Origin of the sequence: Pseudarthrobacter chlorophenolicus (assembly GCF_000962805.1) — a bacterium.
In the GTDB taxonomy this organism is placed as follows: domain Bacteria; phylum Actinomycetota; class Actinomycetes; order Actinomycetales; family Micrococcaceae; genus Arthrobacter; species Arthrobacter chlorophenolicus_A.
Map to the genome: position 1 here is coordinate 41,910 of NZ_JZTW01000015.1, position 26,040 is coordinate 67,949.

At 65.8% G+C, this 26,040-nt stretch carries 23 protein-coding genes; 13 read left to right on the forward strand and 10 right to left on the reverse strand.

Translation table 11 applies throughout. From position 1 onward, the window contains the following. Positions 1 to 6: 6 nt before the first annotated feature. From UC32_RS14945 to bioB, 3 genes are read right to left on the reverse strand one after another with little or no spacing between them, the layout of a single operon-like run. Positions 7 to 441, reverse strand: coding sequence for a pyridoxamine 5'-phosphate oxidase family protein (locus UC32_RS14945; RefSeq protein ID WP_045731982.1), 435 nt, complete (start codon positions 439 to 441; stop codon positions 7 to 9). A 53-nt stretch (positions 442 to 494) separates the two neighbouring features. Continuing rightward, positions 495 to 806: a biotin synthase auxiliary protein BsaP gene (gene bsaP, locus UC32_RS20830; protein ID WP_082072146.1), complete on the reverse strand. Its 312-nt coding sequence runs from the start codon at positions 804 to 806 to the stop codon at positions 495 to 497. Beyond that, positions 803 to 1,816 carry a biotin synthase BioB gene (bioB, locus tag UC32_RS14950; protein ID WP_045731983.1) on the reverse strand — a complete coding sequence of 338 codons (1,014 nt, stop codon included), beginning with the start codon at positions 1,814 to 1,816 and terminating at the stop codon, positions 803 to 805. Before bioB ends, bsaP begins: the two co-directional genes overlap by 4 nt. Positions 1,817 to 2,032: 216 nt before the next feature. On the opposite strand from bioB, the gene UC32_RS14955 reads away from it, so the two are divergent. The 4 genes from UC32_RS14955 to UC32_RS14970 all read left to right on the forward strand — a co-directional run bounded on the left by UC32_RS14955 (position 2,033) and on the right by UC32_RS14970 (position 6,780). Further along, positions 2,033 to 3,760, forward strand: a complete 1,728-nt coding sequence (locus UC32_RS14955; protein ID WP_045731984.1) for a purine-cytosine permease family protein — start codon at positions 2,033 to 2,035, stop codon at positions 3,758 to 3,760. 456 nt (positions 3,761 to 4,216) lie between these two features. Beyond that, positions 4,217 to 4,639 (forward strand): DUF6318 family protein, encoded by a 423-nt coding sequence (locus tag UC32_RS21185; protein WP_235423679.1) that lies wholly within the window; start codon positions 4,217 to 4,219, stop codon positions 4,637 to 4,639. Positions 4,640 to 4,764: 125 nt separating this feature from the next. Beyond that, positions 4,765 to 5,559: a hypothetical protein gene (locus tag UC32_RS14965; RefSeq protein ID WP_045731986.1), complete on the forward strand. Its 795-nt coding sequence runs from the start codon at positions 4,765 to 4,767 to the stop codon at positions 5,557 to 5,559. Positions 5,560 to 5,700: 141 nt separating this feature from the next. Next, positions 5,701 to 6,780 carry an alkene reductase gene (locus UC32_RS14970; protein ID WP_045731987.1) on the forward strand — a complete coding sequence of 360 codons (1,080 nt, stop codon included), beginning with the start codon at positions 5,701 to 5,703 and terminating at the stop codon, positions 6,778 to 6,780. Between the two features lie 237 nt (positions 6,781 to 7,017). Here UC32_RS14970 and UC32_RS14975 read toward each other — a convergent pair whose 3' ends face one another. Continuing rightward, positions 7,018 to 7,335: a hypothetical protein gene (locus tag UC32_RS14975; protein WP_045731988.1), complete on the reverse strand. Its 318-nt coding sequence runs from the start codon at positions 7,333 to 7,335 to the stop codon at positions 7,018 to 7,020. 166 nt (positions 7,336 to 7,501) lie between these two features. Here UC32_RS14975 and UC32_RS14980 point away from each other — a divergent pair, with 166 nt between their 5' ends. After that, positions 7,502 to 9,994, forward strand: a complete 2,493-nt coding sequence (locus UC32_RS14980) for a Tex family protein (protein WP_045731989.1) — start codon at positions 7,502 to 7,504, stop codon at positions 9,992 to 9,994. Positions 9,995 to 10,088: 94 nt separating this feature from the next. Further along, on the forward strand, positions 10,089 to 10,439 hold the full coding sequence (locus UC32_RS14985; protein ID WP_045731990.1) for a hypothetical protein: 351 nt from the start codon (positions 10,089 to 10,091) through the stop codon (positions 10,437 to 10,439). A gap of 4 nt (positions 10,440 to 10,443) precedes the next feature. Here the strand turns inward: UC32_RS14985 and UC32_RS14990 are convergent, their stop codons facing one another. The 3 genes from UC32_RS14990 to UC32_RS15000 form a co-directional block, all read right to left on the reverse strand. After that, a complete protein-coding gene (locus tag UC32_RS14990) occupies positions 10,444 to 11,289 on the reverse strand; it encodes a YqjF family protein (protein ID WP_045731991.1) in 846 nt (281 codons plus the stop codon). Positions 11,290 to 11,365: 76 nt separating this feature from the next. After that, a complete protein-coding gene (locus tag UC32_RS14995) occupies positions 11,366 to 12,226 on the reverse strand; it encodes an NAD-dependent epimerase/dehydratase family protein (RefSeq protein ID WP_045731992.1) in 861 nt (286 codons plus the stop codon). Between the two features lie 3 nt (positions 12,227 to 12,229). Beyond that, entirely contained in the window at positions 12,230 to 13,150 is a 921-nt protein-coding gene (locus UC32_RS15000; RefSeq protein WP_045731993.1) for an MSMEG_6728 family protein, read from the reverse strand. Positions 13,151 to 13,306: 156 nt separating this feature from the next. Between UC32_RS15000 and UC32_RS15005 the strand changes: the two genes are divergently transcribed. After that, complete coding sequence (locus UC32_RS15005) at positions 13,307 to 13,888, forward strand: hypothetical protein (protein ID WP_015936212.1); 582 nt, start codon at positions 13,307 to 13,309, stop codon at positions 13,886 to 13,888. 134 nt (positions 13,889 to 14,022) lie between these two features. Here the strand turns inward: UC32_RS15005 and UC32_RS15010 are convergent, their stop codons facing one another. Next, a complete protein-coding gene (locus tag UC32_RS15010) occupies positions 14,023 to 14,661 on the reverse strand; it encodes a LysM peptidoglycan-binding domain-containing protein (RefSeq protein ID WP_045732051.1) in 639 nt (212 codons plus the stop codon). 331 nt (positions 14,662 to 14,992) lie between these two features. On the opposite strand from UC32_RS15010, the gene UC32_RS15015 reads away from it, so the two are divergent. The 3 genes from UC32_RS15015 to UC32_RS15025 all read left to right on the forward strand — a co-directional run bounded on the left by UC32_RS15015 (position 14,993) and on the right by UC32_RS15025 (position 17,659). After that, the gene (locus UC32_RS15015; protein WP_200896397.1) at positions 14,993 to 16,054 is read left to right on the forward strand and encodes an adenosine deaminase; all 1,062 of its coding nucleotides are present in this window, start codon (positions 14,993 to 14,995) and stop codon (positions 16,052 to 16,054) included. Positions 16,055 to 16,312: 258 nt separating this feature from the next. Further along, positions 16,313 to 17,242, forward strand: a complete 930-nt coding sequence (locus tag UC32_RS15020; RefSeq protein WP_045731994.1) for a pullulanase X25 domain-containing protein — start codon at positions 16,313 to 16,315, stop codon at positions 17,240 to 17,242. Positions 17,243 to 17,344: 102 nt separating this feature from the next. Then, entirely contained in the window at positions 17,345 to 17,659 is a 315-nt protein-coding gene (locus UC32_RS15025) for an acylphosphatase (RefSeq protein ID WP_045731995.1), read from the forward strand. On the opposite strand, the gene UC32_RS15030 is transcribed toward UC32_RS15025, so the two are convergent. Then, on the reverse strand, positions 17,637 to 21,284 hold the full coding sequence (locus tag UC32_RS15030) for a TM0106 family RecB-like putative nuclease (protein ID WP_045731996.1): 3,648 nt from the start codon (positions 21,282 to 21,284) through the stop codon (positions 17,637 to 17,639). The genes UC32_RS15025 and UC32_RS15030 overlap by 23 nt on opposite strands. 96 nt (positions 21,285 to 21,380) lie before the next feature. After that, a complete protein-coding gene (locus tag UC32_RS15035) occupies positions 21,381 to 22,106 on the reverse strand; it encodes a GntR family transcriptional regulator (protein ID WP_045731997.1) in 726 nt (241 codons plus the stop codon). A 181-nt stretch (positions 22,107 to 22,287) separates the two neighbouring features. On the opposite strand from UC32_RS15035, the gene UC32_RS15040 reads away from it, so the two are divergent. The 3 genes from UC32_RS15040 to manD all read left to right on the forward strand — a co-directional run bounded on the left by UC32_RS15040 (position 22,288) and on the right by manD (position 26,034). Next, entirely contained in the window at positions 22,288 to 23,694 is a 1,407-nt protein-coding gene (locus UC32_RS15040) for an MFS transporter (protein ID WP_045731998.1), read from the forward strand. Beyond that, positions 23,691 to 24,719, forward strand: coding sequence for an L-idonate 5-dehydrogenase (locus UC32_RS15045; protein WP_045731999.1), 1,029 nt, complete (start codon positions 23,691 to 23,693; stop codon positions 24,717 to 24,719). The genes UC32_RS15040 and UC32_RS15045 overlap by 4 nt, the downstream gene beginning before the upstream one ends. 103 nt (positions 24,720 to 24,822) lie before the next feature. Then, entirely contained in the window at positions 24,823 to 26,034 is a 1,212-nt protein-coding gene (gene manD, locus UC32_RS15050) for a D-mannonate dehydratase ManD (RefSeq protein ID WP_045732000.1), read from the forward strand. Positions 26,035 to 26,040 lie beyond the last annotated feature (6 nt).

Here is a 26,040-nt window from a genome sequence, read left to right on the forward strand (position 1 = left end):
GAGCGACTAGATCTCCCGTTCGGGCTGCTCTCCGAAGTTGAAGTGCCGGCCGCTGACGGAGCTGGGAACGATCTCCACGTAGAAGTCCTTGAGCGTGGGAACCCAGGTCTTCAGGCCCAGCGCCTCCACCGGTTCCAGCTCAGTCGAGTTGCTCAGCACGCGTGCACTGCCGCGGAGGACCACGGACCACGCCTGGTCCGAGAGGATGCCGTCGGTCTCGAAGAGCACCTTGGAATTAATAGTCAACTGTGCCAGCTTATTGCCGGGAGCGGTCCGCAGGTAGATCTTCCGGTCAGCCGTGACGTAGTTGACCGGGAAAATATCCGGTTCACCCGCAACGGAGACCACCAGCCTGCCATGCTTGGTTCCCGCCAGGAGTTCCCAGGACTGCTCGTCGGTGAGTTCGAGAACGGGTTGCCCATCTGCGTGTTCAAACATCATGCAGCCATTCTTCTACGGCTTGTAGAAAAGCGCTAGGGGCTGGTGGCGTTTTTTCAGGGTGTGTTGTCAGGAACGGTAATGACGCCATGACGTGAGCAGGCCGCCCACCAGCCCAGCGGTGTGACCTGGACCTTCAAGCGGCGCGCGCAGTGGCCGCAGAACCGCGGCGGTTCCAGGTGCAGCCTCGACGCGCACTGCAGGTGGGCGGACGACGGCGGCGTGGTCCCGCCGTCGTCCGTTTCCTTCCTGCGGTGGCTGCCTTCGCCGCGGGCCAGTTCGCGTGCGTTCTCTCTCCGGGGCTCGCCGCAGAGGCCGCAAAACGGGGCCTCGACCTCGGGGTGGGCTCCGGCCGGGAGCGGGCTCACAGGGTCTTCTGCAGTTCCCTGATGGGCATGTTGAGGTCCACCAGGAGGTTAAGATCGGCGGTGGCGGGGCGGCCCAAGGTGGTGAGGTAGTTTCCTACGATGACCGCGTTGATGCCGCCCAGGAGCCCTTCCCTGGTGCCCAGATCGCCAAGCGTCAGCTCGCGTCCGCCGGCGTAGCGCAGCACCGTTCGGGGCATGGCCAGCCGGAAGGCCGCGATGGCCCGGAGGGCGTCTTTGCCGTCCATGATGCCCTGGTTTTCGAGCGGCGTTCCCGGCCTGGGGTTGAGGAAGTTCAGCGGCACTTCGTGAGGCCCAAGTGCTGCCAGCTGGGCGGCGAGTTCTGCCCGCTGGTGGAGTGACTCGCCCATTCCGAGGAGCGCCCCGCAGCACAGTTCCATGCTGGCAGCCTTCACCATGGCGCAGGTTTCGAGCCGTTCCTCATAGGTGTGCGTGGTGACCACCTGCGGGAAGAAGCTGCGGGCGGTTTCGAGATTGTGGTTGTAGCGGTGGACGCCCCAGCCGGCGAGCTGGTCCACCTGCCGTTGGGTGAGCATGCCCAGGGAACACGCGATGTTGATGTCCACCTCCTCGGCGATCCGGTCGATGGCGAACTTGACCTGGTTCATCAGCTTGATGTCCGGGCCGCGCACGGCGGCCACAATGCAGAACTCCGTGGCGCCGGTAGCGGCCGTTTCCTTGGCCGCCTTCACCAGTTCCGGGATGTCCAGCCAAACGCCGCGGACGGGACTGTCAAAGAGCCCGGACTGGCTGCAGAAGTGGCAGTCTTCCGGGCAGCCGCCGGTCTTGATGGAGACGATGCCTTCAACCTCCACGTCCTCGCCGCAATGCCGGAGCCGGACCTGGTGCGCCAGCTCCAAGGCCTGGGGGAGCGCTTCGTCCGGGAGAGTAAGGACCTCCACCAGCTGGTCTTCGGTGAGGCCGGTGCCCTGCTCCAGGACCTGGGCGCGGGCTGTTTCCAGGATGGGCCAGCTGTGGACGGTGGCAGTCATGGGTGGTCCTTTGTCTCGCGGGATGTACCTTTCCGACGCTAGTTCCAGGGGTGCCGGCCGTTTTTGTGGGGTGGCAACAAGAAGCCTGACCGCCCGTTGTTGACTGGAGCAGTCAAGGCTTTACATCACTGAAACAGGACCGTGACGGGACCGTCTCTTCGGCTGGATAGCGTCTCCCGCAGACCCTCGAACTCCGAACGAAAGCGACGCACCCCCATGAGCCACGACTCAGACACCACGCAACTGCTGGAGCCTGCCGCACCGCCGGGCGCCGGCGTCGTCGGCGGATCCCCGGCCACTCCCACCGCGGGAAACGCGGCCGCACTGAACGCCACCAAGGAGAGCCTTGAGGACTACACGCTCCGGTTCGCCCCGCGCTCGTACCGTAAATGGAGCGCAGGCGTGGTGGCAACCAGCGCTTTGGGCGGCATCGCCTACCTGGCGGACTTCTCCATCGGCGCGAACATCGGGATTTCCTATGGCACGGTGAACGCGATCTTCGGCATCCTGGTGGCCGCCGTCATCATCTTCGCCACCGGCTTTCCGCTGGCCTATTACGCGGCCCGCTACAACATCGACCTGGACCTGATCACCCGCGGCTCCGGCTTCGGGTACTACGGATCCGTGGTCACCAACGTCATCTTCGCCACGTTCACGTTCATCTTCTTCGCGCTGGAAGGCTCCATTATGGCCCAAGGCCTGGAGTTGGGCCTGGGGATCCCGCAGTGGCTGGGATACGCCGCATCCACGGTGATCATCATCCCGCTGGTGATCTATGGGATGAACACCCTGGCCAAGCTGCAGGTCTGGACCACGCCGCTCTGGCTGCTCCTGATGGTGGTTCCCGTGGGGTACCTGCTGATTTCGCACCCGGAGAGCATCGACAGCTTCTTTGCCTACACGGGCGAGTCCGGCGACGGCGGTCCGAACCTGGCTTCCGTGATGCTCGCGGCCGGCGTGTGCCTGTCCCTGATGGCGCAGATTGCCGAGCAGATTGACTACCTCCGGTTCATGCCGCCGCGCACCGACGCCAACCGTGGGGCCTGGTGGCGGGCCGTCATCCTCGCTGGACCGGGTTGGGTGATCTTTGGGGCCATCAAGCAGATCGTGGGCCTGTTCATCGCCATCTACCTGATTGCAACGCTGGACCCCGCGGCATCCGCCACTGCCAACGAGCCCGTACACCAGTTCCTGGGCGTGTACCAGGAGATGATGCCGGCCTGGCTGGCGATGACACTGGCTGTGGTGCTGGTGGTCATTTCGCAGATCAAGATCAACGTCACCAACGCCTACTCCGGCTCACTGGCGTGGACCAACAGCTTCACCCGTATCACCAAGACCTACCCGGGCCGGATGGTGTTCGTGGTGGTCAACCTGCTGATCGCCCTGGTCCTGATGGAAGCCAACATGTTCGACTTCCTCAACACCATCCTCGGCTTCTACGCAAACTGCGCCATGGCCTGGGTGGTCACTGTTGCCTCCGATATCGCCATCAACAAGTACCTGCTCAAGATTTCCCCGAAGGTGCCCGAGTTCCGCCGCGGCATGCTCTACGCCGTGAACCCGGTGGGGTTTGTATCGATGCTGGTATCCGCGGGCGTTTCCATCGCTGTGTTCTTTGGTGCTTTCGGGTCCGGCATCCAGCCCTATTCACCCATCTTCGCTGTTGGCCTGGCGCTGGTGTTGCCGCTGGCGCTCGCCGTCCTGACCCGCGGCCGCTACTACCTCCGCCGGATCGACGACGGCATTGATCTGCCCATGTTCGACGCCGATGGGAACCCCAGCGACGCAAAGCTCACCTGCCACGTGACCGGCCTTGAGTTTGAGCGCCCCGATATGGTGCGCTCGGCACAGGACGCGCCCGACGGCGGCCCGCAGTACGTTTCGTCGCTCGCCTTGTCGACCGATAAGACAGGGGAGTTGGTTCTTCCGGCGCAGAAGTAGCCGTCCCGGAGCTCTGCGGTTGGAGCTGTTGCAGTTGGGGGAAGCCGGTGCCTGGGGCACCGGCTTCTTCCATGTGACTTCCGCACCGCCTGGCGGGGTGGTAGAACCGGAGTCGGATGCCTGTGGATAACTCTTATCGCCGAGATGTGACCTGGGCTACCCTTGAATCACTGTCCGGAGCAAGCCGTCTTGAAACTACTGGGGGAGTAGCGGCCCATGACCTCGCGCAACGTTCGTACGTCCGCTGGCCCTCGAGCTGGCGTAGTGGCCCTGGCGGTTGCCGGGGTGTTCCTGCTGGCTGGTTGCTCAGGCGGAGCGCCAGCGGATCCGGGGACCGGCTCGCCCAGTGCCTCGGGGTCAGCCTCGCCCAGTCCTTCGGCAACGCCTACTCCGACCCCCAGCGCTGTCTATAAGCCTGCCGATGCATCCGGCCCCGCCCAAAACGTCCCCGTCCCCGTGCTGCCGGAGGTGGCGAAGACGGAGACGAAGGAGGGTGCGGAGGCTTACGCGAAGTACTGGTTCAGCGTCCTGAGCTATGCCTACGAAACGGGCAACGTCGACACGTTCGAACAGGTGGAGCCGCCGGGATGCACTGCTTGCGTGAAGGTTAAGGAAGTCATTAGGAACTGGCACTCGGAGGGTCGTTGGTTGGTGGGTGGCAAACTGACCACTCCCGTCGCGAACACCACCTTCGCGAAGGCCCAGGACGGCCGATATCAAGTTGCCGTGCAAGTTCATCAAGAACCTTTGTCCTACATGCGTGCCGACGGGTCAGTTGCTCGAACGGATCCTCAGGCACCCGATCAGGGCAACCTCCTCATGTTGGACTACAAAGACGGGACTTGGCTTGCGAGTGAACTCGGAAGCATCGTTGGTTGACCATGTTTCGGTTCAAGCGGCTCTGCATAGTCGTGGTCACCTCAAGCGCCATCTTGCTTGCTCCACTTCCAGCTAAAGCGGCGGATGATCCGGAGTTCGGCGGTGAGTGGAATCCTGGATTGGGGATGAGTGGACACGTTTGGGACTCCGAACGCAACGAATTTGTCACTCCGGAACCGGGCGCAGTGAACACTGACCCCAACGAGTACAAGTATGAACTGCAGTGCCACCTCGGCGGGGGAGATTTCGATACCCCCTGCCTGGCCCGCCAGTTGGAGTGTAAGAACGGCCCCGACGGTGAAGAAGGCATCCCAGTCATGTGGCTGTCACGGCCGCGGGGCGTTCCCGGCGCCGTGTGGGCGCCGCATTCCGGCCCTACCTGCCTGTACGACGCCAGGCCCGAGGACCTGCTGCCAAGGATCGCAGCGGACATCCAGCGCGAGTTCCAGAACCTGCCCGTGAGCGCAGGATCTGTCACCGCGCAGCCAAGCCCGCACACCCTCAGGGGCGCCGAGACCAACTTCTACGCGGAGTCAGTGGAGCAACAGTTCGACATCACCATGTTCGGCCAGCAGGTCCACGTCGTCGCCACTCCGGTGCAGTACACGTGGAACTACGGTGACGGGACTGTCTTCGGCCCGCAGCCCTCGATGGGCGGCCCGCTGCCCCAGGACCGGTGGGGCGAAAAGACCCGGACCAGCCACGCCTACGGGGCCACGGGTGACTTCCAGGTAGTGCTGACCACATACTTCCAGGGAACTTACTCCGTCAATAACGGCCCTGCCCTCCCGATTCCCGGCCAAGGGCAGTTCAGCGCCCCGCCACAGACCATCAGCGTCTGGCGGTCGCTCACCAGGAACTACGCCGACGACTGCAACGCCAACCCGCAGGGACAAGGCTGTCCCGGCACCGCCCGTTAACAGCCGGTGTCCAACTGGCCGGTTCGTCCCGGTCCGCATACACAGGACAGCTGTCCTGTGATTCGCCTCGCATCCGGAATAGTTGCACGCGCTTCTTAGTTGGCAGGAAGAGTAAGCCTTCAGCCCCCGAAAGGAACGCGCATGCTGTTTTCCACCCTCACCCTCGGCGAACTTGAGCTCCCCAACCGTCTGGTCATGGCGCCACTGACGCGCGTCCGCTCCGGCGAGGCAGGCGTCCCGGGGCCGCTCGTCGTCGAGCATTACCGCCAGCGTGCCTCGCTCGGCCTGATCGTCAGCGAAGGCACCCACCCAAGCGCCGGTGCACGTTCGTACGCCGGCCAGCCGGGGATCTTCACCCCCGAACAGGTTGCAGGCTGGAAGAAGGTCACGGACGCTGTTCACGCGGAGGGTGGCCGGATGTTCGCCCAGATCATGCACGGCGGGCGCGTCTCGCACCAGGACATCACGGGCGGCGCGGAAATCGTGGCGCCCAGCGCCGTTGCCGTGGAAGGTACCGTCCACACACCGGCCGGCAAGCAGCCCTACCCGGTGCCGCGTGCCCTCGACACGGACGAACTGCCCATGGTCATCCAGGAACTCGTCAACGCCTCCCTCAACGCCATTGAAGCCGGATTCGACGGCGTCGAGCTGCACTCCGCCAACGGATACCTGCTGCACGAGTTCCTTGCCCCGAACTCCAACATCCGGACTGACAGCTACGGCGGTTCGCCCGAGAACCGTGCCCGCTTCGTCATTGAAACCGTGAACGCCGTTGTGGCAGCAGTGGGGGCCAACCGAGTGGGCATCCGCATCTCTCCCGAGCACAACGTCCAGGGCATCGCTGAGACGGACGCAGCGGACGTCCGCGCCACCTACGAAGTGCTGGTGGACAGCATTGCCCCGCTCAACCTCGCCTACCTCAGCGTCCTCCACCACGAGCCCACCGGCCAGCTGGTCCAGGACCTCCGCAACCGTTTCGGCGGACCGTTCCTGGTGAACACCGGCTTCGGCGTGGTGACCACCCGGGAAGAGGCAGTGAGCCTCGTAGCTGACGGACATGCAGACGCCGTGGTGGTGGGCCGGCCCGCCATCGCCAACCCGGACCTTGCCCGGCGCTGGAAGGAAAGCCTGCCGCTCAACGAGCCGGACGCCAGCACGTTCTACAGCACTGGTGCTGAAGGCTACACGGACTACCCCTTTTACCAGGACAGCAACTCGTAGCAGCCAGCGACCACATGCGATGAGGGCGGTACCCGTGATCGGGTACCGCCCTCATCTGCTGCTGCACGGTGTGCTGTCCCGGCAGCGAAAAACCGGAAGCCATCCGACGACCCCCGGCCTACTCGGATTTTTGGCCCGCCGGACCCCTTTGGAAGCCGGCGGTGATCAGATGCTACTCCACCGAATTGACATTTACTAGGGCCCTTTTCGGCCGCAGAACGGGTGCCGGTTGGCGGGCTACAGAAACGCCTCGCGGCCCGTCCCTTCCTTCATGACGAGCCTGTCGTCCTGGATGGAGACAAGTACGCTTTTGGGCTTTCCGCTGACCTTGGTGATGGCCTTCAGTCCGCGGTTGGTCACCTCAACGCCCACCTGGGAACCCTTCGCCGGCAGTTCGACAGAGACCTCGGAGGCGATCCCGAGGATTGGATTGGTGGAGACATCAACCTCCCGCCACACCTGCTTGCCGTTGACCGTCAGGGTGATGTTGGCCTCCTCGAACCCTTCCTGAAACACAATCAGCAGTTCTTTCATGGCGGCCTCTTCCTCGAGCATTAATGGCCTAAGACGGCATATCAACTACAGCACTTCGCGGACGGGAGCGGAATACCCTTACCTGCCGCGCGGCCCCGGGAGGGCGGCTCCCCAACGCCCAATCGCGGTAGCCCTGGCATTTCCGCAGCCGGTGGAGCGCAACAGGCGGGTAAGGCAAGATGTTCTCGTGACCCAGCAGCCGCAAGCCCCTTCCAAGCCCGCAGCACAGCAGCCGGACGACGCCATCTACGCACAGATTGCCGAGGAGCTGGGCGTCAAAGCCTGGCAGGTAAAGGCTGCCGTCGATCTGCTTGACGGCGGGTCGACGGTCCCGTTCATTGCCCGGTACCGCAAGGAAGCCACCGGAACGCTGGATGACGGCCAGCTCCGCGACCTGGAAGAACGGCTGCGCTACCTCCGGGAACTTGCCGACCGCCGTCGCGCGATCTTGGAAGCCATCGAGGCCCAGGGCCAGCTGACCCCCGAGCTGAAGAAGGCCATCCTGGCAGCGGACACCAAGTCCAGGCTTGAAGACATCTACCTGCCTTTCAAGTCCAAGCGGCGCACCAAGGCACAAATAGCGCGCGAAGCTGGACTTGAGCCGCTCGCCGACGCACTTGTGAAACGGCCCGAGCTCGACCCGGAGCGCGAAGCCGCCAAGTACCTCAACTCCGAACACGCCATCGGTGACGCGGCTACGGCCCTCGCCGGTGCCCGCGCCATCCTCGTGGAGCGGGTCGCCCAGGACCCAGATCTTGCGGCCACGCTCCGCGAGCGTCTCTGGACGCAGGGCCGGATGGTGTCCCGTGTGAAGAAAGGCAAAGAGACGGACGGCCAGAACTTCGCCGACTACTTCGACTTCACCCAGGCGCCCTCTGGGATGCCCTCCCACCGTGTGCTGGCGCTGCTGCGTGGGGAGAAGGACGGCGTCCTTGAGCTTGATCTCGCCGAGGCGGATCCCGCGGACGACGACGCCCTGGCCGCCTCACGGGCACGCTACGAGTCCGCGGTGGCAAGGTTCCTCGGGGTCGCCCACCGCGGCCGGCCCGCCGACGCGTGGCTGATGCAGACCGCCCAGATTGCATGGAAATCCCGGGTGCTGGCCCGGCTCACCGCTGACCTGCGGGGCAGGATGTTCGCGGCGGCCGAGGACGAGGCAGTCCGGGTGTTCGCCGCGAACCTCCGGGATGTCCTCCTGGCTGCGCCGGCCGGCAATCGGCCCACCCTCGGCCTGGACCCGGGGCTGCGCACCGGCGTGAAGGTTGCGGTGGTGGACGGTACCGGCAAGGTGGTTGCCACGGACACCGTGTACCCCCATGCTCCGGCCAGGAAATGGGATGAGGCGTTGGCGTCGCTGGTAAAACTGGCGCGGCAGCACGCCGTCGAACTCGTGGCCATCGGCAACGGAACGGCATCTCGGGAGACTGACAGGCTTGCCGCCGAGCTGATCAAGCTCCTTCCGGACGTGGACCGGAAGCCGCAGAAGCTGGTGGTCTCCGAAGCCGGAGCATCTGTCTACTCGGCCTCGGCGCTCGCCGCCGCCGAACTCCCCGGCATGGATGTTTCCCTTCGTGGCGCGGTATCCATTGCCCGGCGTTTGCAGGACCCCCTCGCGGAACTCGTGAAAATCGATCCCAAGTCCATCGGCGTAGGCCAGTACCAGCACGACGTCACCGCATCAAAGCTGGACCGGAGCTTGGACGCGGTGGTGGAGGACTGCGTGAACGCCGTCGGCGTCGACGTCAACACCGCCTCGCCAGCCCTCCTGAGCCGGGTGGCCGGCGTGGGGCCCCTGCTCAGTGAAAACATCGTGGCGTACCGAAACGAAAACGGCCCATTCGGCAAGCGTTCGGACCTCAAGAAGGTGCCACGGCTGGGTGCCAAGGCCTTTGAGCAGTGCGCCGGGTTCCTCCGGATTACCGGGGGAGCAGAGCCGCTTGACGCGTCCAGCGTGCACCCGGAGTCCTATGCCGTGGCCCGGAAGGTCCTGGTGGCGGCAGGCTCGGCGCCGGCCTCGTCACTGGATCCCCGAGACTTTGTGGACGACACCTTCGGCCTGCCCACCGTGACTGACATCCTGGCCGAGCTCGACAAACCGGGCCGTGACCCGCGCCCGGCGTTCACCACTGCCTCGTTCTCCGAAGGCATCGAAAAGATTTCCGACCTGAAACCCGGAATGGTCCTGGAGGGTACGGTCACCAACGTGGCCGCCTTCGGAGCTTTTGTGGATGTGGGCGTGCACCAGGACGGGCTGGTCCACGTGTCCGCCCTGGCGAACCGCTTCGTGTCCGATCCCCGCGAGGTGGTGAAGTCCGGCCAGGTGGTGCGCGTCAAGGTGCTGGAAGCGGATCCGGACCGTAAGAGGATTTCCCTGACGCTAAGACTCGACGACGAACCGGGCCAGCGCGGGCAGGCTCCCCGCAGTCCGGGGGCGGGCGGGCAGCGCCCCGCGGGTTCGTCTGCAGGAGGCGCCAAGGCACGCGATTCACGCAAGGGCGGCCCGGGTGCCGTGCCGCAAGGTGAACGAAAGGCCGGCGGGGGCCAGGGCGGTAAGAGTGCAGGAGGCCGAAACCCGGGTTCCACCGGCGGAGGCTCCGGCAGCCACGGTTCTGCTCCCCAGCCTTCGCCTGCGAACACGGCCATGGCCGAGGCCCTTCGCCGGGCCGGGCTGGGGAAGTAAGCCCGGACCCACCGGGGAAACACGCGGCAGCCCCGGACCGGGCCAATGGAGCCGTGGGCTTTCGGGCGGGGCAGCTTTCTGCAAGGGTGGGGCCATGACCTATTTCCTGGAGTACACGATCCCTGCCGCATCAAGCGACGCCGAGTTTGAGTTTCCCCACGATGAGATCAATTCCGGCACCACCATTCCGCTGGCCCAGACCGACGCCGAGGTGGTCCACTCCTCGGAACTGCCCGCGCGCACCAGCATCGTGGGCGCGACGGTACCCGAAGCAAAGCTCGAGGCTGAGCAACTGATCTCGCACAGCCGCGCCTCGGAAGCCGCGCTGTACTTTGATCCCTCAGAGTCGCTGGGCACTGGCGTTGGAACGCTCGTGGCCACCTTCACGGACGGCGGGGGCTGGCAGGACACGTCGGCCGAGGATCCGCAGGGCCGCACGTTTTAGCGGGTCATCCCGGAACCTGGCTCCCCAGCAGGCGCGGCTTGCCGAACCTCGTCTGCACCCCCGGCGAGTAGAGCACGGACTCCGGCGGTCCTTCCGCCCTGATCCCCGCAGACTCAACCAGCCCGTCCGCCAGCGTATGGACAGCTGCGTCAAAGAGCGGCCAGGGGCTGTGCGTATTGGGGATGAAGGCGGTCCGGCCGAAGAAGCGGCCGTGCATGCCGAACCGTGCCGTCAGGAAGACGGACAACGGGTCTGCCGCCGCCGCGCCGAGTCGGGGAACGACCGTAAAATCGCTGCCGACCCGTGTACCGCCGAAGCGGCGTACCGAGTAGCCCACCGGGAAGGCCCCGCCGCCCGATGCCGTGGTTCCGGCCTCCGACGGGCTCGTGAGCAGTCCACCGGCCCCCACAGGAAAGGCCGGCCAGCGCCGGATCCTTGACCAGACGTAGGGGATTCCCACTGCCCGGGTGGCCATCACCACCGGCAGCCGGTTGGCGTCCAGGCTCAGGAACACCACGCCGCGCGTCCCGTTCGGCTCACGTGAATAGAGCCGAACGTTGACCTCGTTGAAGCTACCCAGATAGGGGATGCCGGGCCCGCGCCCCAGCCCGGCCTGTTCCATCCGGAATCCAATCAGGCCCACCCAGGAACTGCCATCAAAGACGTCCGGCCGCACTCCTGCCGGCATGAACTGCGCGGCCACGGACTCATCGATGCGCCAGTGCAGGAAAACGGCGTCCAGCCAGCGCTGGTCGGAGAGCACGGGGGCGGGCAGCCCGGGAGGGTGGGGCCACTGGTTGTCCGTGGGCCGCACCGCATGCGGACCACCGCTGGGAGGTGGAACAGTCATGGCTGAAGCCTAGACGGCGCGAAGCGGCGCGGGAGACCGACGGCATGAACTCCTGGCCCGTCACCGTCCGAGCCCCTTACGGGTGCCGTACCCCGTGCCCGCCCAGGACTTCCCGGTATCCTTCCCGGAAAGTGGGGAAAGTGAACGGGAAGCCGCTGGCCCGCAGGAGCGCGTTGGAGCATCTCTTGTTGCCGCCGCGTGCAGGCCCAGCGTCACCCACGGCCGGTTCGGGCAGCTTCATTTCGGTGGCCAGGAACCGGAGCACCGAGCCCAGGTCCGCGGCCTCGTTGTCCACTCCGATATAGACGGGCGCTGGGGCGCTTTCCATCGTCGCAAGATGCACGACGGCGGCAGCGGCGTCATCCCGGTGGATGCGGTTGGTGTACCGGACGTCCTCCGGGATCACCGCTGAGCCGCTCCGCACCTGGTCGATCAGCCGGGTCCGGCCGGGACCGTAGATACCGCCGAGCCGCAGGGACACCGCCGCGGTACCGGAACCGGCAAGCCTCGAACGCAGCAGGTCCTCGGCCTCCACCAAAACCCTGCCGGAGAAACCGCCCGGCTCCGGTGCCTGCCCTTCGTCCACCCAACCGCCGCCGGCGTCGCCGTACACAGCCGTGGACGAGACAAAGAGCACCCGGCCGGGGATCACGCCGTCGCGCTCCAAAGCGTCCAGTACGTGGGACACGCCGTCCACATAGGCGGCGCGGTACGCGTCTTCACTGGGTGCGTCCGCAGCAACGGCAATCACGACGGCGGACGTGTCCGCCGGGACCGGCGGCAGCTGCGCGGAGCTCAGGTCAGCCGTCACGCCTTCGATGGCTGCCGGAAGTTTGGAGGGCGAGCGGCGCCAGCCGACGACCCGGTGGCCCAGGGCGGCGAACCGAAGCCCGGCCTCCGTGCCCAGGTCGCCGCAACCCGCCAGAAGGATAGTCATGGGTTACGGTGCCTCCACAGGGAAGAATACGCGCGGGTCCTGCAGGAGGGCCGGGTAGGTGAACGCGGAACGGTCGATGATTTCGGTGACAGTGAAATGCCTGCCGAACCTGCCGTCGTCCAGGGTGATGGGCCGGCCCGTCACCTGGCCCACGGCGAATTTGGCGCCCTTCTCGAACGGAACGGCAACCGGGGTCTTTCCCGGCAGGGTGGAGAAGGCTTCCTCCTGGGCGAGCCGCTTGCGGGTGGGCTTCTTGGCCTGCGGCTTGGGCGCGGCCTTCCGCGACTGCTTCGAGGGCCGCCGGGACTTCTCCTCGAGGTACACAGGGGTGTAGTCGTCGTCCGAGCCGGGCGCGCCTGCCGTGGCGGCATTGCCCCGGCCGACAGGCGGCAGCGCCACTGTGTCCAGCGTCTGGGGATGCACGTCCGCATGCGGGTCCCGGAGGATCCACAGGATTTCGCCCTCGGGCTCCTGCGGCAGGAACTCATGCCGGGGTTCGGGCCAGATGTAGTCCATCTCCGGAATCGCGTCAGAAAAGAGGGGACTGTAGAACTTGGAATCCTTGTGGACCAGTTTGGACCGGTGGCTGAGGTGGAAGTCCGGCTCGCCAAGCCACGGCGGCAGCAGGATCTTCGACGCGTAGTCCGGATGTGCCGCCTGCGGGGCGAACTCGGCGATGTTTGCGCGCGTGTTGTCCGGGTGGCCGCGTTCCATCCATTCGTCCACCATGGCCAGGCCGTACATGGTGAGGGCCGGGACGTAGCCCATCCACATCCGGATCGCCGGGTGGGTCTGCCACCCGTAGCCGGGAAGGACCAGCGCGCGGAGGGTCTGCAGGGCTTCCACCCGCTGTTTGCCCAGCCGGGCGGTGTCCAGTGCAGCGGCGCTCTGCCGGAAATCAGGGTACGGGAGGAAGGTTTGCATCCATTCAGTCTGACGGCACGTTGCTGATGTGCCAATTGCAGTGCCGGGCGCCACAGGAAGGCACGCCGGATGTCCAAATAGTGGACGGTTACATACTTGCGGGAGGTCAAACCACTAAGATCACCGCAACCCATCCCGCGTTTTGGAAGCTACCTCATGACATTTTCAGCTGAAAACCCCGCCTCCCGCCCCGCGCAGCCCCGCTACGGACTGATGCTCGGTCCCGAGGCCAATGGCATCCTTGTCCTCGATGAGTTCACCATCGACCCCGCCGCTGCCCGCCACGAACAGCACGGTTTCCGGGCCGGCATGGCCACCGTCGCCAGGACCATGCGCCGCATTGCCGCCCTCCGCGTAGTGATCGCCCTTGTGGCCATCGGCAACCTTCCGCTTTTCCTGCTCTCCAGCGGATGGTGGATCTACGCCGTCTCACTGGCCCTCGTGATCGGGGTTCACACGGCGGTGACGCTGTTGAACCGCCACGAACCGCGCCTGAAGCAGCGCTCCGCACTGGAGCTCCACCTGCACCGCGAACGCAGCGCTAACTACCGGAAGGTGCGCGACGCCGTGAAGTACATGATCGATACTCCGGCACGCATGAACGAACACCTGTACCTGGAACTGCTCGCCGTCAAGCGCGTGGCCCTGAACCTGGCGCACGGCACCGTGGCCCTGCTGGACACCTCTGACGACTCCGCGTGGAAGGTGCGCATCGTCCGGGAGATTCCAGCCAGCTGAAGCTGCCCCACCCAGCCTTGGCATTCGAGGCACCACCATTAAGGCGAACGACGCCGGCACATCCCTTGTGGGGCGTGCCGGCGTCGTTCTGTGGTCAACGGAATTTGTCTATCGCCGACCGGTTTTAGGGCCCGCTAGGCGGGGAGCTGGAGTACCTGTCCTTCGAACACCAGGTTGGGGTCCGAGATGGTGTCCAGGTTGGCGTCGGCAAGGTGCTGCCAACCGCCTGCAATACCCAGCTTATCGGCGACGATGCTCAGGGTGTCGCCGGCTTCCAGGGTGTAGGTCTCGCCGCTGAGAGCTACGGAGGTAGCGTGCCGGGCGGGTGCCTGGGCGGCAGGTGCGGCTTCGACGGCCGCGGCCTGGACGGGGGCGGCCTGGACCGGAGCCTGCTGCACTGGTGCCTGCTGGACCGGGGCGCCGCCCCCGCCGTTCAGGCCAAGCTGGGATGAGCAGGAAGGCCACGCGCCCCAGCCCTGGGAGGCCTGGACCCGTTCAGCCACGGCGATCTGCTGTTCGCGGCTGGCGTCTGCCGGAGAACCGGAACCACCGTAGGCCTGCCAGGTGCTGGACGTGAACTGGAGGCCGCCGGAGAATCCGTTGCCCGTGTTGGTGGACCAGTTGCCGCCGCTCTCACACTGGGCCAGCGAGTCCCACGTTGAGGTGGGGGTGGCTGCGTTGGCAGCGCCGGTGGACAGGGCGATGCCCGCTACGGAAAGAGCCGCCACGGTGGCTCCACGGCGCGCAACAGTACGGAAAGAGGATTTATTCATGGTGGTGATGCTCCTGAAGGCCACCCGCGCTGGCTCCGTCCCCGAAGATCGTCGCGCTACTGCCCGCCCCTGACAAATAGAGGTCAACGTCGGTGGCTGCCGCTGGGCAGTTCTGGTGAAGGCAGCACCTGGCATTCATGCGCCCGCCGGACGGGCATGCATTTCACGCTAAAACATAGCCTTGGCGTTATCAAATCGAGATAGGCGCTGACTTTGGGGAACCGGCACCGCCAGTTGCAGGGGCTGTGGACGGCGACGGCGGCCGCCACCCGGGTGCGCGGCTCCCAGGCCCGGGCAGGCGGGAATCCTCATGGGGGATTATCCTGACCGGATGGAAAACTTTGAGGGTGAGCCCGCTGCGCCCGAAACCGGAGTGTCAGAATCCAACGCCGCTGTCCCGGCCCGGCTCCTGCCGGTCGCTGAACTGCACCTGCACATCGAAGGCACCCTGCAGCCTGAATTGATCTTTGCCCTCGCCGAACGCAACGGCATCACCCTCCCGTACGCGGACCTTGACGAGCTGCGCCAGCGGTACGAATTCACGGACCTTCAGTCCTTCCTGGATCTGTACTACGCCAACATGGCCGTACTGCAGACCGAAGAAGACTTCGCGGCCATGACCCACGCCTACCTGGAACGTGCGGCGGCCGCCGGCGTCCGGCACGCCGAGATCATGCTGGACCCGCAGGCCCACCTGTCCCGCGGCATCTCGCTGGAGACCTGCGTCAACGGCGTGGCATCCGTGCTGGCCACCTCGATGGAGGACTTTGGGATGTCCACCATCCTGATTGCCGCCTTCCTGCGTGACCTCCCCGAAGAGTCGGCCCTCGATGTGCTGGACGCCCTGCTGGCCATGGACGCACCGATCGGTGCCATCGGCCTGGATTCTGCGGAGGTGGGCAACCCGCCCGCAAAATTTGAGCGCCTCTATGCCAAAGCCCGCGAAGCGGGACTTCGGCTGACGGCCCACGCAGGCGAGGAGGGCCCGGCGTCGTACGTTGTGGAAGCCCTGGACGTCCTGGGTGTGGAACGCATCGACCACGGCATCCGCTGCATGGACGACACCGACCTGGTGGAGCGCCTGGTGGACGAGCGGATCCCGCTCACGGTCTGCCCCTTGTCCAACGTCCGGCTCCGCACGGTGGATACCTTGGCTGACCACCCGCTGCCGGCCATGCTGGCCGCCGGACTCAATGTGTCCGTGAACTCTGACGATCCCGCCTATTTCGGCGGCTACGTGGATGACAACTTTGCCCAGCTGGAGGCCGTGTTCGAGCTGTCTGAATTCGACAAGGCGAGGCTCGCGGCCAACTCCATCCACTCGTCATTTGCCTCCGAAGAACGCAAGGCAGAACTGCTGGAGGAACTGAACAGCGGGGAGCTGGCGCACTGACCGGGGCCTCGCGCGTCGCGGCTGCCCAATCTCCGGCTAAACTTGGTCCCGCAGGCGGGTCAGGGACGTGCGGGAAAAATCCCGCGCCAGCGCAAGAAATGGTCGAGCAGCCGGCCTTACCCGAGACCGCCGCCTCAGTTGTTGTGACCTGCGCTTCATAGTCAGTCACGACACGCAGAGTTAACCAATTAAAGTCGCGCGATTTAACGGGCACTTGGCAAGATGCTCTCATCGGATCGCTCTCACACTAGGGGAATCATGGCCAAGTCCACCGCAGAAAACACCTTCCTTCGACTCAAGACCGTGCTGGATGTCCTGACCGAAGGCGTGTGGTCCGGTGATTCGCTGAATGCGGGCCAGGTCCTGGCGGAGTCCACCGCACGCGTGCCGTTCAACGAGCACGAGGCCGAGCTGCTCAGCGGCGGGATTCCCCGCGGACACAAGACCCTGACCTCGGCCACCGCCAAGCTGGTCAAGGCCGGCTGGCTGGTCAAGGGCCGCTCGGGCTGGACCATCACCGACGACGGCATGCGCGCCACTGTCGCCTACCCGGATGCAGTCTCCTTCGCTTCCGCGCTCGACGCAGGCACTCCCGTTCCTGCCGACACCCCGGTTCCGGAGGCGCCCGCCGGGTTCGTCCGTCCGGTGTCCGCCGCTGCCGCCACCCTTGAGGTGCCGGCCAAGGATGACGCCAAGACGGCCAAGAAGGCCCCCGCGAAGAAGGCGCCCGCCAAGAAGGCCGCCTCAGTTGTGGAAAAGGCTGCCAAGGCGATCGAAGACGCCGTCGAGCCTGTGGTGAAGGCCGTGCGCAAGAAGGCTCCGGCGAAGGCCGAAGCCGCAGCGCCCGCCGCAGCCGAGCCGTTCGAAGGCCCGGACGTGGAGACCCACCCGCAGCCCGAAGCTGTGGCTGTGGCCGGCGATTTCAACACCATCCTGGGTGCCCCCGAGAACTGGGCACCGCAGTACGACGAGGCCCAGATGGAGTTCGACTTCCTGGACCAGCTGTGGAAGAAGAGTGCCGAACTGCCGGCCGGCCACTACACCTTCAAGATCGCGCTCAACCGTTCGTGGACCGAGAACTACGGCGCATTCGGAACGTTCGATGGCCCCAACCACGAACTGCACCACTCCGGCGGCACCGTGACCATCCGCTACAACCACTCCACGCGAGACATCACCATCAACTAAGCTCCCTTTCCCCAACTGGGTAGCAGCAGATGTCGTTATGAGGGCTCATAACGACATCAGCTGCGACCCAGTTGGGAGGGCGGCTGCCGAGGAGGCCCACCCATGGCACGCCACACGGAACCAACCGCTGACGGGCCGTCGGCTGGCCAGGTGCGCTTGAGCGCCCGCGTGTTCGGCGTGGTGCAGGGTGTCGGCTTCCGGTACCGGACCATGGGCGAAGCCGAGGAGCTGGGCCTGACCGGAGAAGTGAAAAACCTCGCGGACGGTTCGGTAGCCGTGGTTGCCGAAGGCACCGGAGAGCAGGTGGAGAAGCTCCTGGATTGGCTGAACTCGGACCGCGCCCCCGGCCGGGTGGAGCGGGTGGATCACTCCATGTCTGCTGCCCAGGGATCCTTTAGGGACTTCCGGGCACGCTGAGCCCGATAAAAGCGCCCAGTTCCTCCAGCGCGGCAGGCTTGTGCGGCATGTAGTTCGTGAGCTCCGGGGAGCGGACGATGACTGCCCGCCACTGGCCACGTGACACGGCCACGTTGATCCGGTTCCGGTTCAGGATGAATTCGGCACCCCGCGGAGCCTCCGCCACCGCAGAACACGCCATCGATACCAGCACCACCGGTGCTTCCTGGCCCTGGAACTTGTCTACCGTTCCCACTCTGACGTCCGGCAGGCCGGCGTCTGCCAGTTCCTTGCGGATGAGGTGGACCTGGGCGTTGTAGGCGGCCACCACCAGCAGGTCCTGCTGCTCCAGCGGCCGGGCTGCGGCTTCCGGCCCCGGCGTCCATTTAAGGCCCAAGTGCCGGTGTGCCTGCCGGACCACCTCCGAAGCTTCCTCTGCCGAGCTGGTGGAATTGCCGGTGTGCTGTACCAACACAGTCTCAACGCCCGGCGGCACGGTTTCCAGCTCACGCAGGGATGCGGCCGGTGCGGACTGGAGCTTACTTTCGTAGCTGAGTCTCGACACTGCAGCGCACAGGGCCGGATGCATCCGCCAGCTGTCCGCCAGGAAATATCCCAACCGTGCCGGCAGGGTGGCGTGACCGGCCGCCAGCCAGCCGAGGGCGGAATCATCCACCGGCTCCGGATGGGCGCCCTGCGTCACCTGGGGGAGCTGCTGGGGGTCTCCCAGTAACAGGAGCCGCTTCGCTGCGCGGGAAACGGCCAGGGTGTTGGCCAATGAGAACTGTCCGGCCTCATCGATCACCAGGAGGTCCAGGGAACCGGCCGGAACTTCCTTGCCGGTCATGGTCCAGGCCGTACCGCCCACCAGGCCGCCGCCGGCAGACTCCAGCAGCCGTGCGACATCGCCGTCGGCTGTGGCTTTCCACGGAACCTCGTGGGGTGCGGAGAGCTTCTTCGCTACCAGCGACGGGTCCACCCCGCCCTTGTCGATGGCCCGGCACAGCAGGTTCTCCACCACGTTGTGCGACTGGGCCACCACGCCCACCTTCCAGCCTTCGCCGACGAGTTGGCCGATTACGTTCGCGCCAACGTAGGTCTTGCCCGTGCCAGGCGGCCCCTGCACGGCCAGGTAGGACCGGTCCAGGTCCCGCAGGGATGTTGCAATGGCGCCTGCGTAGTCGGCGCCGCCGTCGGCCCCGTACTGCACCTCCGCCGGGCCGGGCAGCGTGCCGAACCGCGGCGGCAGCTTGCGGAGGATGTCCAGGCCGGGTTGGGCCGGCAGTGACGGAACCGACAGACCCACAGCCCTGGCAAGCTCCGCCAGCGCGGCCTCGACGCTTGCCGTCGTCAGCGGCTGGTCCTCGGTGAGGGCGACGGGCAGGTGCGGGTACGCGGCCACCTTGCCGGACTCGCGTTCGGCGATGGTGATCAGGGTGTAGGCAGGATCGTCCGGTGCAGGCACCAGTTCGCTGATGCGGGTCCCAAAGCTGTACGCCCGGGCGCCGGGCGCTGCATCCGGGGCCGCCATGCCCTCCGGCGGCGGGGAATCGTAGAGGCGGCACCAGGTGGAATCCGCGCGGAAGTCCGAACCTTCGGTCATGGTGCCCCGCAGCTTCAACACCCGGGTCCGCATTCGCTCCCGCGGCTTCGCCAGAGCCCAGTCGGAAGAAATCTCGGCAGACTCCACCACGAATACATTGCGCTGATCGGACCAGTTCTCCAGGGGAGCCTCCACCCGGTCGAAGTGCTGCCACCAGAACTGTTTGCGTTCGCGGCGGTGGTATCCGGTGGCGGCAGCCACCATGGCGACGGCCCGTTCATCGTCCGTCCAGGGACGGTTGTCCGGGAGGCCGGTGAGGTACCCGTGAAGCCGGCTTTCCTCCGGGGATTCGTCCTGCGCGTCCCCGCGTCTCGTGGTGGCAGCGCCAGGCTCATCGGCTCCGGACCCCGTTTTCTCCTGTGCTTCTGCCGGAACCTCTCCGGCTTCAGCCTGCGGCTGGATGTCCAGCAGCCAGTCGCGCAGGCGCAGCGTGGAGAGGCAGTCGTACTGGTTGTAGTCGGAAATGGAGGCAAGGACGGCGTCTGCCTCTGCCTGGTGACCGGCGTCGCGGGCGGCGCAGAACGCCGCGTAGGCCACAACGGACGCCCCGGCGTCCTTCACGTCACCGGAGCGCAGGTTGTCACCCATGTACAGCGGTTCCAGCTTCTTGATGGAGTAGGACGCCTCGGAGATGCGCAGCGAATGCTTCACGGTGGCGTAGAGGTCCACCAGGAGGCCCTTCCGCAACCAGTCATCCACGGTGTCTTCACCCGCCTGGTGGGCCAAGGACAGGTTCCGGAGCGCCGTTTTCTCGTAGGCGGCGTAGTGGTAGACGTGCATGTCCGGATACTGCCTGCGGCGGTTCTCCACGTACTCAAGGAAATCCAGGAAGGCTTTCCGTTCCCCGGACCGGGAGTGGGCCCAGAAGGGCCGGAACACCGGATCGCCCCCGGCACCGGCGACGGGGGCTTCGATCACGCCGAACAGGTACTCGATGCCCCAGACCCCTGTTGCCGGGTCCTGCCAGAGCGGATCGCCCTCAAAGTCGAAGAAAATGTCCCCGGCGCTCGGGGCCGGCAGCGTGCTGATGGTGTGCTCCGGCAGGACGCTGTAGGAGACAGTGTGCGGCTCGCCGTCCTTGGTGAACGTCCGGGATCCGGCGGCGGCATCCAGGCCCAGCTGCATCCGTGCCTGGGCGCGGAGCCTGGCCACGGAGTTCTTTGCGTCAGCCGCAGGCATGGCAGCGAGTTCGTCGATGCTGGTGATGCCGGCCGCGTGGAGTTTCCGGCGCTGGACCACCGACATCCCGGCGACCATGAGAAGGTCGCGATGCACCTGGACCTGTTCGGCGCAGTAGTCGCACCGGCCGCAGTGGACGATGCCCGGCTGCTGCCACTGGACGGCCCCGCCAGCCTGCCGGTGTTCGGCAGTGAGCTGGCGGAAGCGCCGGCGCCGTTCGCGGAAAACGGGCAGGAGGTCCGGAAGGGAATGGCTGCTGCGCAACCAGTCGTCGCCCACGCGGGTACCCAACACGAGCGTGACGACGGGGGAGGGGTCCAGCCCCATCCCGAGGAGTTGGTCACCGTAGGCCGCGAGCTGCAGCAGGGCGCCTACTTTGGCGTGCCGGGCGAGCTTGGTGTCCCAGACCTCATACCGGCCCGGCTGCCCGGTTCCGGCGGCCTCGTTGACCAGGAAGTCGGCATAGCCGAGGAACTCGCCGTCGAAGAAGGTGGCCTGGAAGACGACGTCGGCCCCGGAACGGAGCGCGAGCTCGGTTTCGGCGTGCTTTGCCTGGAGCTCCCCGCGGACGGTGTTGCCGCGTTCAAGGGAGTAGACGCCAGCGCCGCGGCTGGCATCCCATTCGCCGTACTTTGCCACCAGGCTGTCCAGGACGGTCTGCTCGTGCCGGTCGCCCAGCTCGCCGGCCCGGACCCGCATCTCGTCGGCAGGGAACTCGGCCTTGGAGGCACGGCCCAGTTTCTCGTCCAGTACGCGGAGGGTGCGGTATTCACACTCGCTGGCAGCTACGAGGTCACTGGCCGAGAACACCAGGTCCGGCGCAGCGCCGGGACCGGCACTGGCATCGGCTTCGAGCAGGAACACGGGGCCTCCCCATTGGACAGCCGGGCCGGAGGACGGTTCCCCAGGCCCTGGTTTGCAGCTGTTTCAAACGTAGCAAGCGGGGCCGACAATCAGTGCTCAGGCGAGTCGGGCAACGCTGCGGCGGGTGGGACGGCGGGCCGAGCCGTCGGAAAAGAGTTCGGGAGTGGCTTCCTGGATCCGCTGCACGTCCTCGAAGACTCCGCGCAGGTGAAGGCGGAGGCAGTTGTCGGCGTCGGGAACGTCATTGGCTTCGAGGGCATTCACCACAGCGGTGTGCTGCTCAATCAGTGTGGCTACCGGCCGGGTTTCCAGCAGGCTCATCCGGCGCGCCCGGTCAAGGTGCGCCTTGGCGGAGTTGACCGCGCTCCAGGCGGATTCATGTCCCGCGAGGCGCAGGAGTTCGCGGTGGAAGTCCTCGTCCAGCCGGAAGAATTCCTCGATGTCACCGCCGGCATCAGCAGCGGACTGGGCCGCAAGGATCTCACGAAGGCCGGCGATCCCGGGCCCGTCCACGATCAGGTCGCGCAAAGACGCGCATTCGATGGCTTCGCGGACAAACTGGGCTTCGGATACCCGGCTGAGGTCCACCAGCGAGACGAAGGAGCCGATCTGCGGAAAGACCTGCACCAGGCCTTCCTCCCGCAAAAGGATCAGGCTCTCGCGGACAGGGGTGCGGCTGACGCCGAGTTCCTGCGCCAGTTCGTTCTCGGACAGGGGCTCGCCAGGGGGCAGTTGCAGCGAGATAATCCGGCGGCGCAGCGTCTCCAGGGTCTGGTCCCTGACCGAAAGCCGGGGCGCTGAGCTTCTCTTGTCCGATGCCATGACCCAAGTTTAGCCTGTTGACACACTAGAATGGTAGTGCTTGTATGGTAGTAGAAATCGAGCCGCTGCCAGCCCGTATCTCCTGGTTTCCGGCGGTTCCCTTCCCTTCCCGGCAGCCGCCAGCTGCCATATCCCCAACTGCTTGACCCCTTCGAACGCATCGCCTGCAAAGGAGCAACAGATGACCGAGAGCATCGCGCCCCCAAACACCAAGAAAGAGTCCCGCTCCACCCGGGACCTGGCCAAGGTGGCCGTGTCCGGATGGCTGGGAACCGCCATGGAGTTCATGGATTTCCAGCTGTACTCCCTGGCCGCGGCCATTGTCTTCAATAAGATCTTCTTCCCCGACGTCAGCCCGGTCATTGGGCTTATCGCCGCCATGGCAACGTACGGCGTGGGATACGTGGCGCGACTGGTGGGTGCCGTGTACTTCGGCCGCATGGGGGACAGGATTGGCCGCAAGAAAGTCCTGTTCATCACTATCGCGCTCATGGGGGCATCCACCACGCTGATCGGCGTGCTGCCCACGTACGCCATGATCGGCATCTGGGCACCCATCCTCTTGGTGGCACTGCGCCTGATCCAGGGCTTCGGAGCCGGCGCTGAAATCGCCGGCGCCACTGTGATGCTGGCCGAATACGCCCCCACCCGTTGTCGCGGCCTGATCTCTTCGCTGGTGAGCCTGGGCACCAACTCGGGAACGCTCGCAGCCTCAGCCCTCTGGGCCATCCTGGTGGCAGTCCTGTCCGAGGAACAGCTGCTGAGCTGGGGCTGGCGCCTCCCGTTCCTGGCCAGCTTCCTGCTGATGATCTTCGCAGTGTGGATCCGCCGGTCCCTCAAGGAAAGCCCGGTCTTCGAGCAGCGCGCCGACGTGGTGGACGGCGTCGCCCTCTCCAAGGACGAAATCGCCGGACAGGACGCCAAACACCAGGCGGCCGCGGCGGCAGCAACCGGGACCAGCACCATCGAGGCCGCACTGCACCAGAAGAAGGGCAAGTCCTTCCTGATCGCCCTCGGCCTCCGCTTTGGCCAGGCCGGCAACTCCGGACTCATCCAGACATTCCTCATCGGTTACCTGGCAACAGTGTTGCTCATGGACAAGACCATCGGCACCACCGCCATCATGTACGGCTCCATCCTCGGCTTCGCCACCATTCCGCTGATTGGCATCCTGGGTGACCGGTTCGGGCGCCGACCCCTGTACCTGGTCCTTAGCTCCCTCACGGCCCTGTTCGCCATCCCCATGATGATGATGGTCACCAGCGGCAACCCCACGCTGGTCATGGTTGCCGTCATCGTCGGCCTGAACCTCGGCGTCCTGAGCCTCTTCTCGATGGAGAGCGTCACCATGGCGGAGTTCTTCGGCGCCCGCACCCGCTTTACCCAGCTGGCCCTGGCCAAGGAAATCGGCGGCATCCTCGCCACCGCCATCGGCCCCATCCTCGCCGCCACGCTCACCGCCGTCACCGGCCACTGGTGGCCGCTGGCCGCGATGCTCATTGGTTACTCGCTGATCACCCTCGTCTCCGCTGCAGTCGGTCCCGAGGTCCGCGGCCGTGACATGGTCCGCCTGGAGGACGCCGTATGAAAGCAGTAGTGGTCCACGGCGCCAACGATCTCCGCATCGACGAACGTCCGGAGCCGGTGGCCGGTCCCGGTGAAGTAGTACTCGACGTCGAATGGGGCGGGATCTGCGGATCCGACCTTTCGTATTGGCGCCACGGAGCCTCCGGGACGGCAGCGCTGAAGTCACCGCTGGTCCTGGGCCACGAGGTGGCCGGACGGATCGCCCAGCTTGGAGCCGGCGTCGAGAACCTGGAAATAGGGCAGCCCGTCACCGTGCACCCGGCCGAACTGGTGGGCGATGGCGTCATGCCCGGCCGCCTCAGCGGACGGACCAACCTCTACCCGCAGATCCGCTACTTCGGCTCGGCGGCGTTCGATCCCCACACGGATGGCGGGTTCAGCGAGCGGAAAGTTGCAAAGGCCTTCCAGGTCCGCCCGCTTCCCGACGGCGTGGACACCCTCCGCGGGGCGCTGGCCGAACCGTTGGCGGTCGCCATGCACGCGGTCAGCCGGGCAGGGAACCTCGAGGGCCGGGACATCCTGGTCAACGGCGCCGGGCCGATCGGTTCCCTCGTGATCGCGGCGGCTAAGTATGCCGGCGCCAGGAACATCATCGCCACGGACATCAACGACGCTTCGCTGCGGATCGCCAAGGCCATGGGCGCCGACGACGTCCTGAACGTCTCCGGCAACAGCCTTCCTGCGGATGTGGAGCTCGTGTTCGAAGCTACAGGCATCCCGGCGGTGCTGGGCGGAGTCCTGCGCGCCACCGCCCGCGGCGGCACCATCGTCCAGGTGGGCAACCTGCCCGGAACGGCCGCCGCCGCAGCCCTGGGGGACCTTGGCACCCGGGAGATCACATGGATCGGCTCCTACCGGTTCGTCGACGAGATCACCGATGCACTGGAAGCCATGGCCAACGGACTGGACGTCTCCCCGGTCATCACCCATAAGTTCGGCATCGACGACGCCGAAACGGCCATGCGGACCGCCGTGGATCCTGCCGCGGACAGCAGCAAGGTCATGCTCCGCCTCAGCTTCAGCTGACCCCCCACCCAACTAAGTAGCAGTAAGTGCTGTTCTGAACCCCCAAAACGGCACTTACTGCGACCTACATTCTCTGCCCCACCAAACTTTTGAAGGACCACCAGTGAAGATCACCGATGCACGGGTTGTGGTTTCGTCGCCCGGACGAAACTACGTGACGCTCGTTATTGAAACCGAGGACGGCATCACCGGCATCGGCGATGCGACCCTCAACGGCCGCGAACTGGCCGTCGCGTCCTACCTCAGCGACCACCTCTGCCCGCTGCTGATCGGCCGAGACGCCCGCCGTATCGAGGACGCCTGGCAGTACTTCTACAAGGGCGCTTACTGGCGCCGCGGCCCGGTGACCATGACCGCGATCGCGGCCATCGACGTCGCGCTCTGGGACATCAAGGGCAAAGCCGCCGGGATGCCCGTCTACGAGTTGCTCGGCGGTGCCGCGCGTGAAGGCGTGATGGTCTACGGCCACGCTAGCGGCACCACCCTGGATGACCTCAGCAAGGACTTCCAGCACCACCTGGATCTCGGCTACAAGGCCATCCGCGCCCAGGCCGCCGTGCCGGGGCTGGATAAGACTTACGGCATCGCCCCGGTGGACGGAAAGCTGTACGAGCCCGCCAGCGGCAACGTGCCGCAGGAAGACACCTGGGAAACCACGTCCTACCTGGACTTCGCACCAAAGATGATGGCCCACGTCCGCGAACAGTTCGGCTACGGTGTCCACGTCCTGCATGATGTCCACCACCGCCTGACCCCCATCGAAGCCGGCCGGCTGGGCGCCTCGCTGGAACAGTACCGGCCGTTCTGGATCGAGGACCCGACGCCGGCCGAGGACCAGTCCGCGTTCCGCCTCATCCGCCAGCACACCACCACGCCCATCGCCGTGGGTGAAGTGTTCAACTCGATCTGGGACTGCCAGCAACTGATCACGGAACGGCTGATCGACTACATCCGCACCTCCGTTTCGCACGCCGGCGGCATCACCCACCTGCGCCGCATCTTCTCCCTCGCAGACCTCTACGGAGTCCGCTCCGGCTCGCACGGCGCCGGTGACCTTTCCCCGGTGTCCTTCGCCGCAGCCCTGCACGTTGACATGTCCATCCCCAACTTCGGGGTCCAGGAATACATGGGCCACCGCGATCCCGCCAACGAAGTCTTCAGCACCTCCTACAGCTTCGCGGACGGCTACATGCACCCCGGGGATGCTCCGGGCCTGGGCGTAGAGTTCAACGAGGAAGCCGCCGCGCGCTTTCCCTTCGACCCCAAATATCTGCCGGTGAACCGGCGCCTCGACGGATCGGTGCACGACTGGTGAACAACA

Coding starts and splice junctions, on each gene's coding strand:
- UC32_RS14945 (WP_045731982.1), bottom strand. CDS start 441: ATGATGTTTGAACACGCAGATGGGCAACCCGTTCTCGAACTCACCGAC.
- bioB (WP_045731983.1), bottom strand. CDS start 1,816: ATGACTGCCACCGTCCACAGCTGGCCCATCCTGGAAACAGCCCGCGCC.
- UC32_RS14955 (WP_045731984.1), top strand. CDS start 2,033: ATGAGCCACGACTCAGACACCACGCAACTGCTGGAGCCTGCCGCACCG.
- UC32_RS14965 (WP_045731986.1), top strand. CDS start 4,765: ATGAGTGGACACGTTTGGGACTCCGAACGCAACGAATTTGTCACTCCG.
- UC32_RS14970 (WP_045731987.1), top strand. CDS start 5,701: ATGCTGTTTTCCACCCTCACCCTCGGCGAACTTGAGCTCCCCAACCGT.
- UC32_RS14975 (WP_045731988.1), bottom strand. CDS start 7,335: ATGCTCGAGGAAGAGGCCGCCATGAAAGAACTGCTGATTGTGTTTCAG.
- UC32_RS14985 (WP_045731990.1), top strand. CDS start 10,089: ATGACCTATTTCCTGGAGTACACGATCCCTGCCGCATCAAGCGACGCC.
- UC32_RS14990 (WP_045731991.1), bottom strand. CDS start 11,289: ATGACTGTTCCACCTCCCAGCGGTGGTCCGCATGCGGTGCGGCCCACG.
- UC32_RS14995 (WP_045731992.1), bottom strand. CDS start 12,226: ATGACTATCCTTCTGGCGGGTTGCGGCGACCTGGGCACGGAGGCCGGG.
- UC32_RS15000 (WP_045731993.1), bottom strand. CDS start 13,150: ATGCAAACCTTCCTCCCGTACCCTGATTTCCGGCAGAGCGCCGCTGCA.
- UC32_RS15005 (WP_015936212.1), top strand. CDS start 13,307: ATGACATTTTCAGCTGAAAACCCCGCCTCCCGCCCCGCGCAGCCCCGC.
- UC32_RS15010 (WP_045732051.1), bottom strand. CDS start 14,661: ATGAATAAATCCTCTTTCCGTACTGTTGCGCGCCGTGGAGCCACCGTG.
- UC32_RS15015 (WP_200896397.1), top strand. CDS start 14,993: ATGGAAAACTTTGAGGGTGAGCCCGCTGCGCCCGAAACCGGAGTGTCA.
- UC32_RS15020 (WP_045731994.1), top strand. CDS start 16,313: ATGGCCAAGTCCACCGCAGAAAACACCTTCCTTCGACTCAAGACCGTG.
- UC32_RS15025 (WP_045731995.1), top strand. CDS start 17,345: ATGGCACGCCACACGGAACCAACCGCTGACGGGCCGTCGGCTGGCCAG.
- UC32_RS15035 (WP_045731997.1), bottom strand. CDS start 22,106: ATGGCATCGGACAAGAGAAGCTCAGCGCCCCGGCTTTCGGTCAGGGAC.
- UC32_RS15040 (WP_045731998.1), top strand. CDS start 22,288: ATGACCGAGAGCATCGCGCCCCCAAACACCAAGAAAGAGTCCCGCTCC.
- UC32_RS15045 (WP_045731999.1), top strand. CDS start 23,691: ATGAAAGCAGTAGTGGTCCACGGCGCCAACGATCTCCGCATCGACGAA.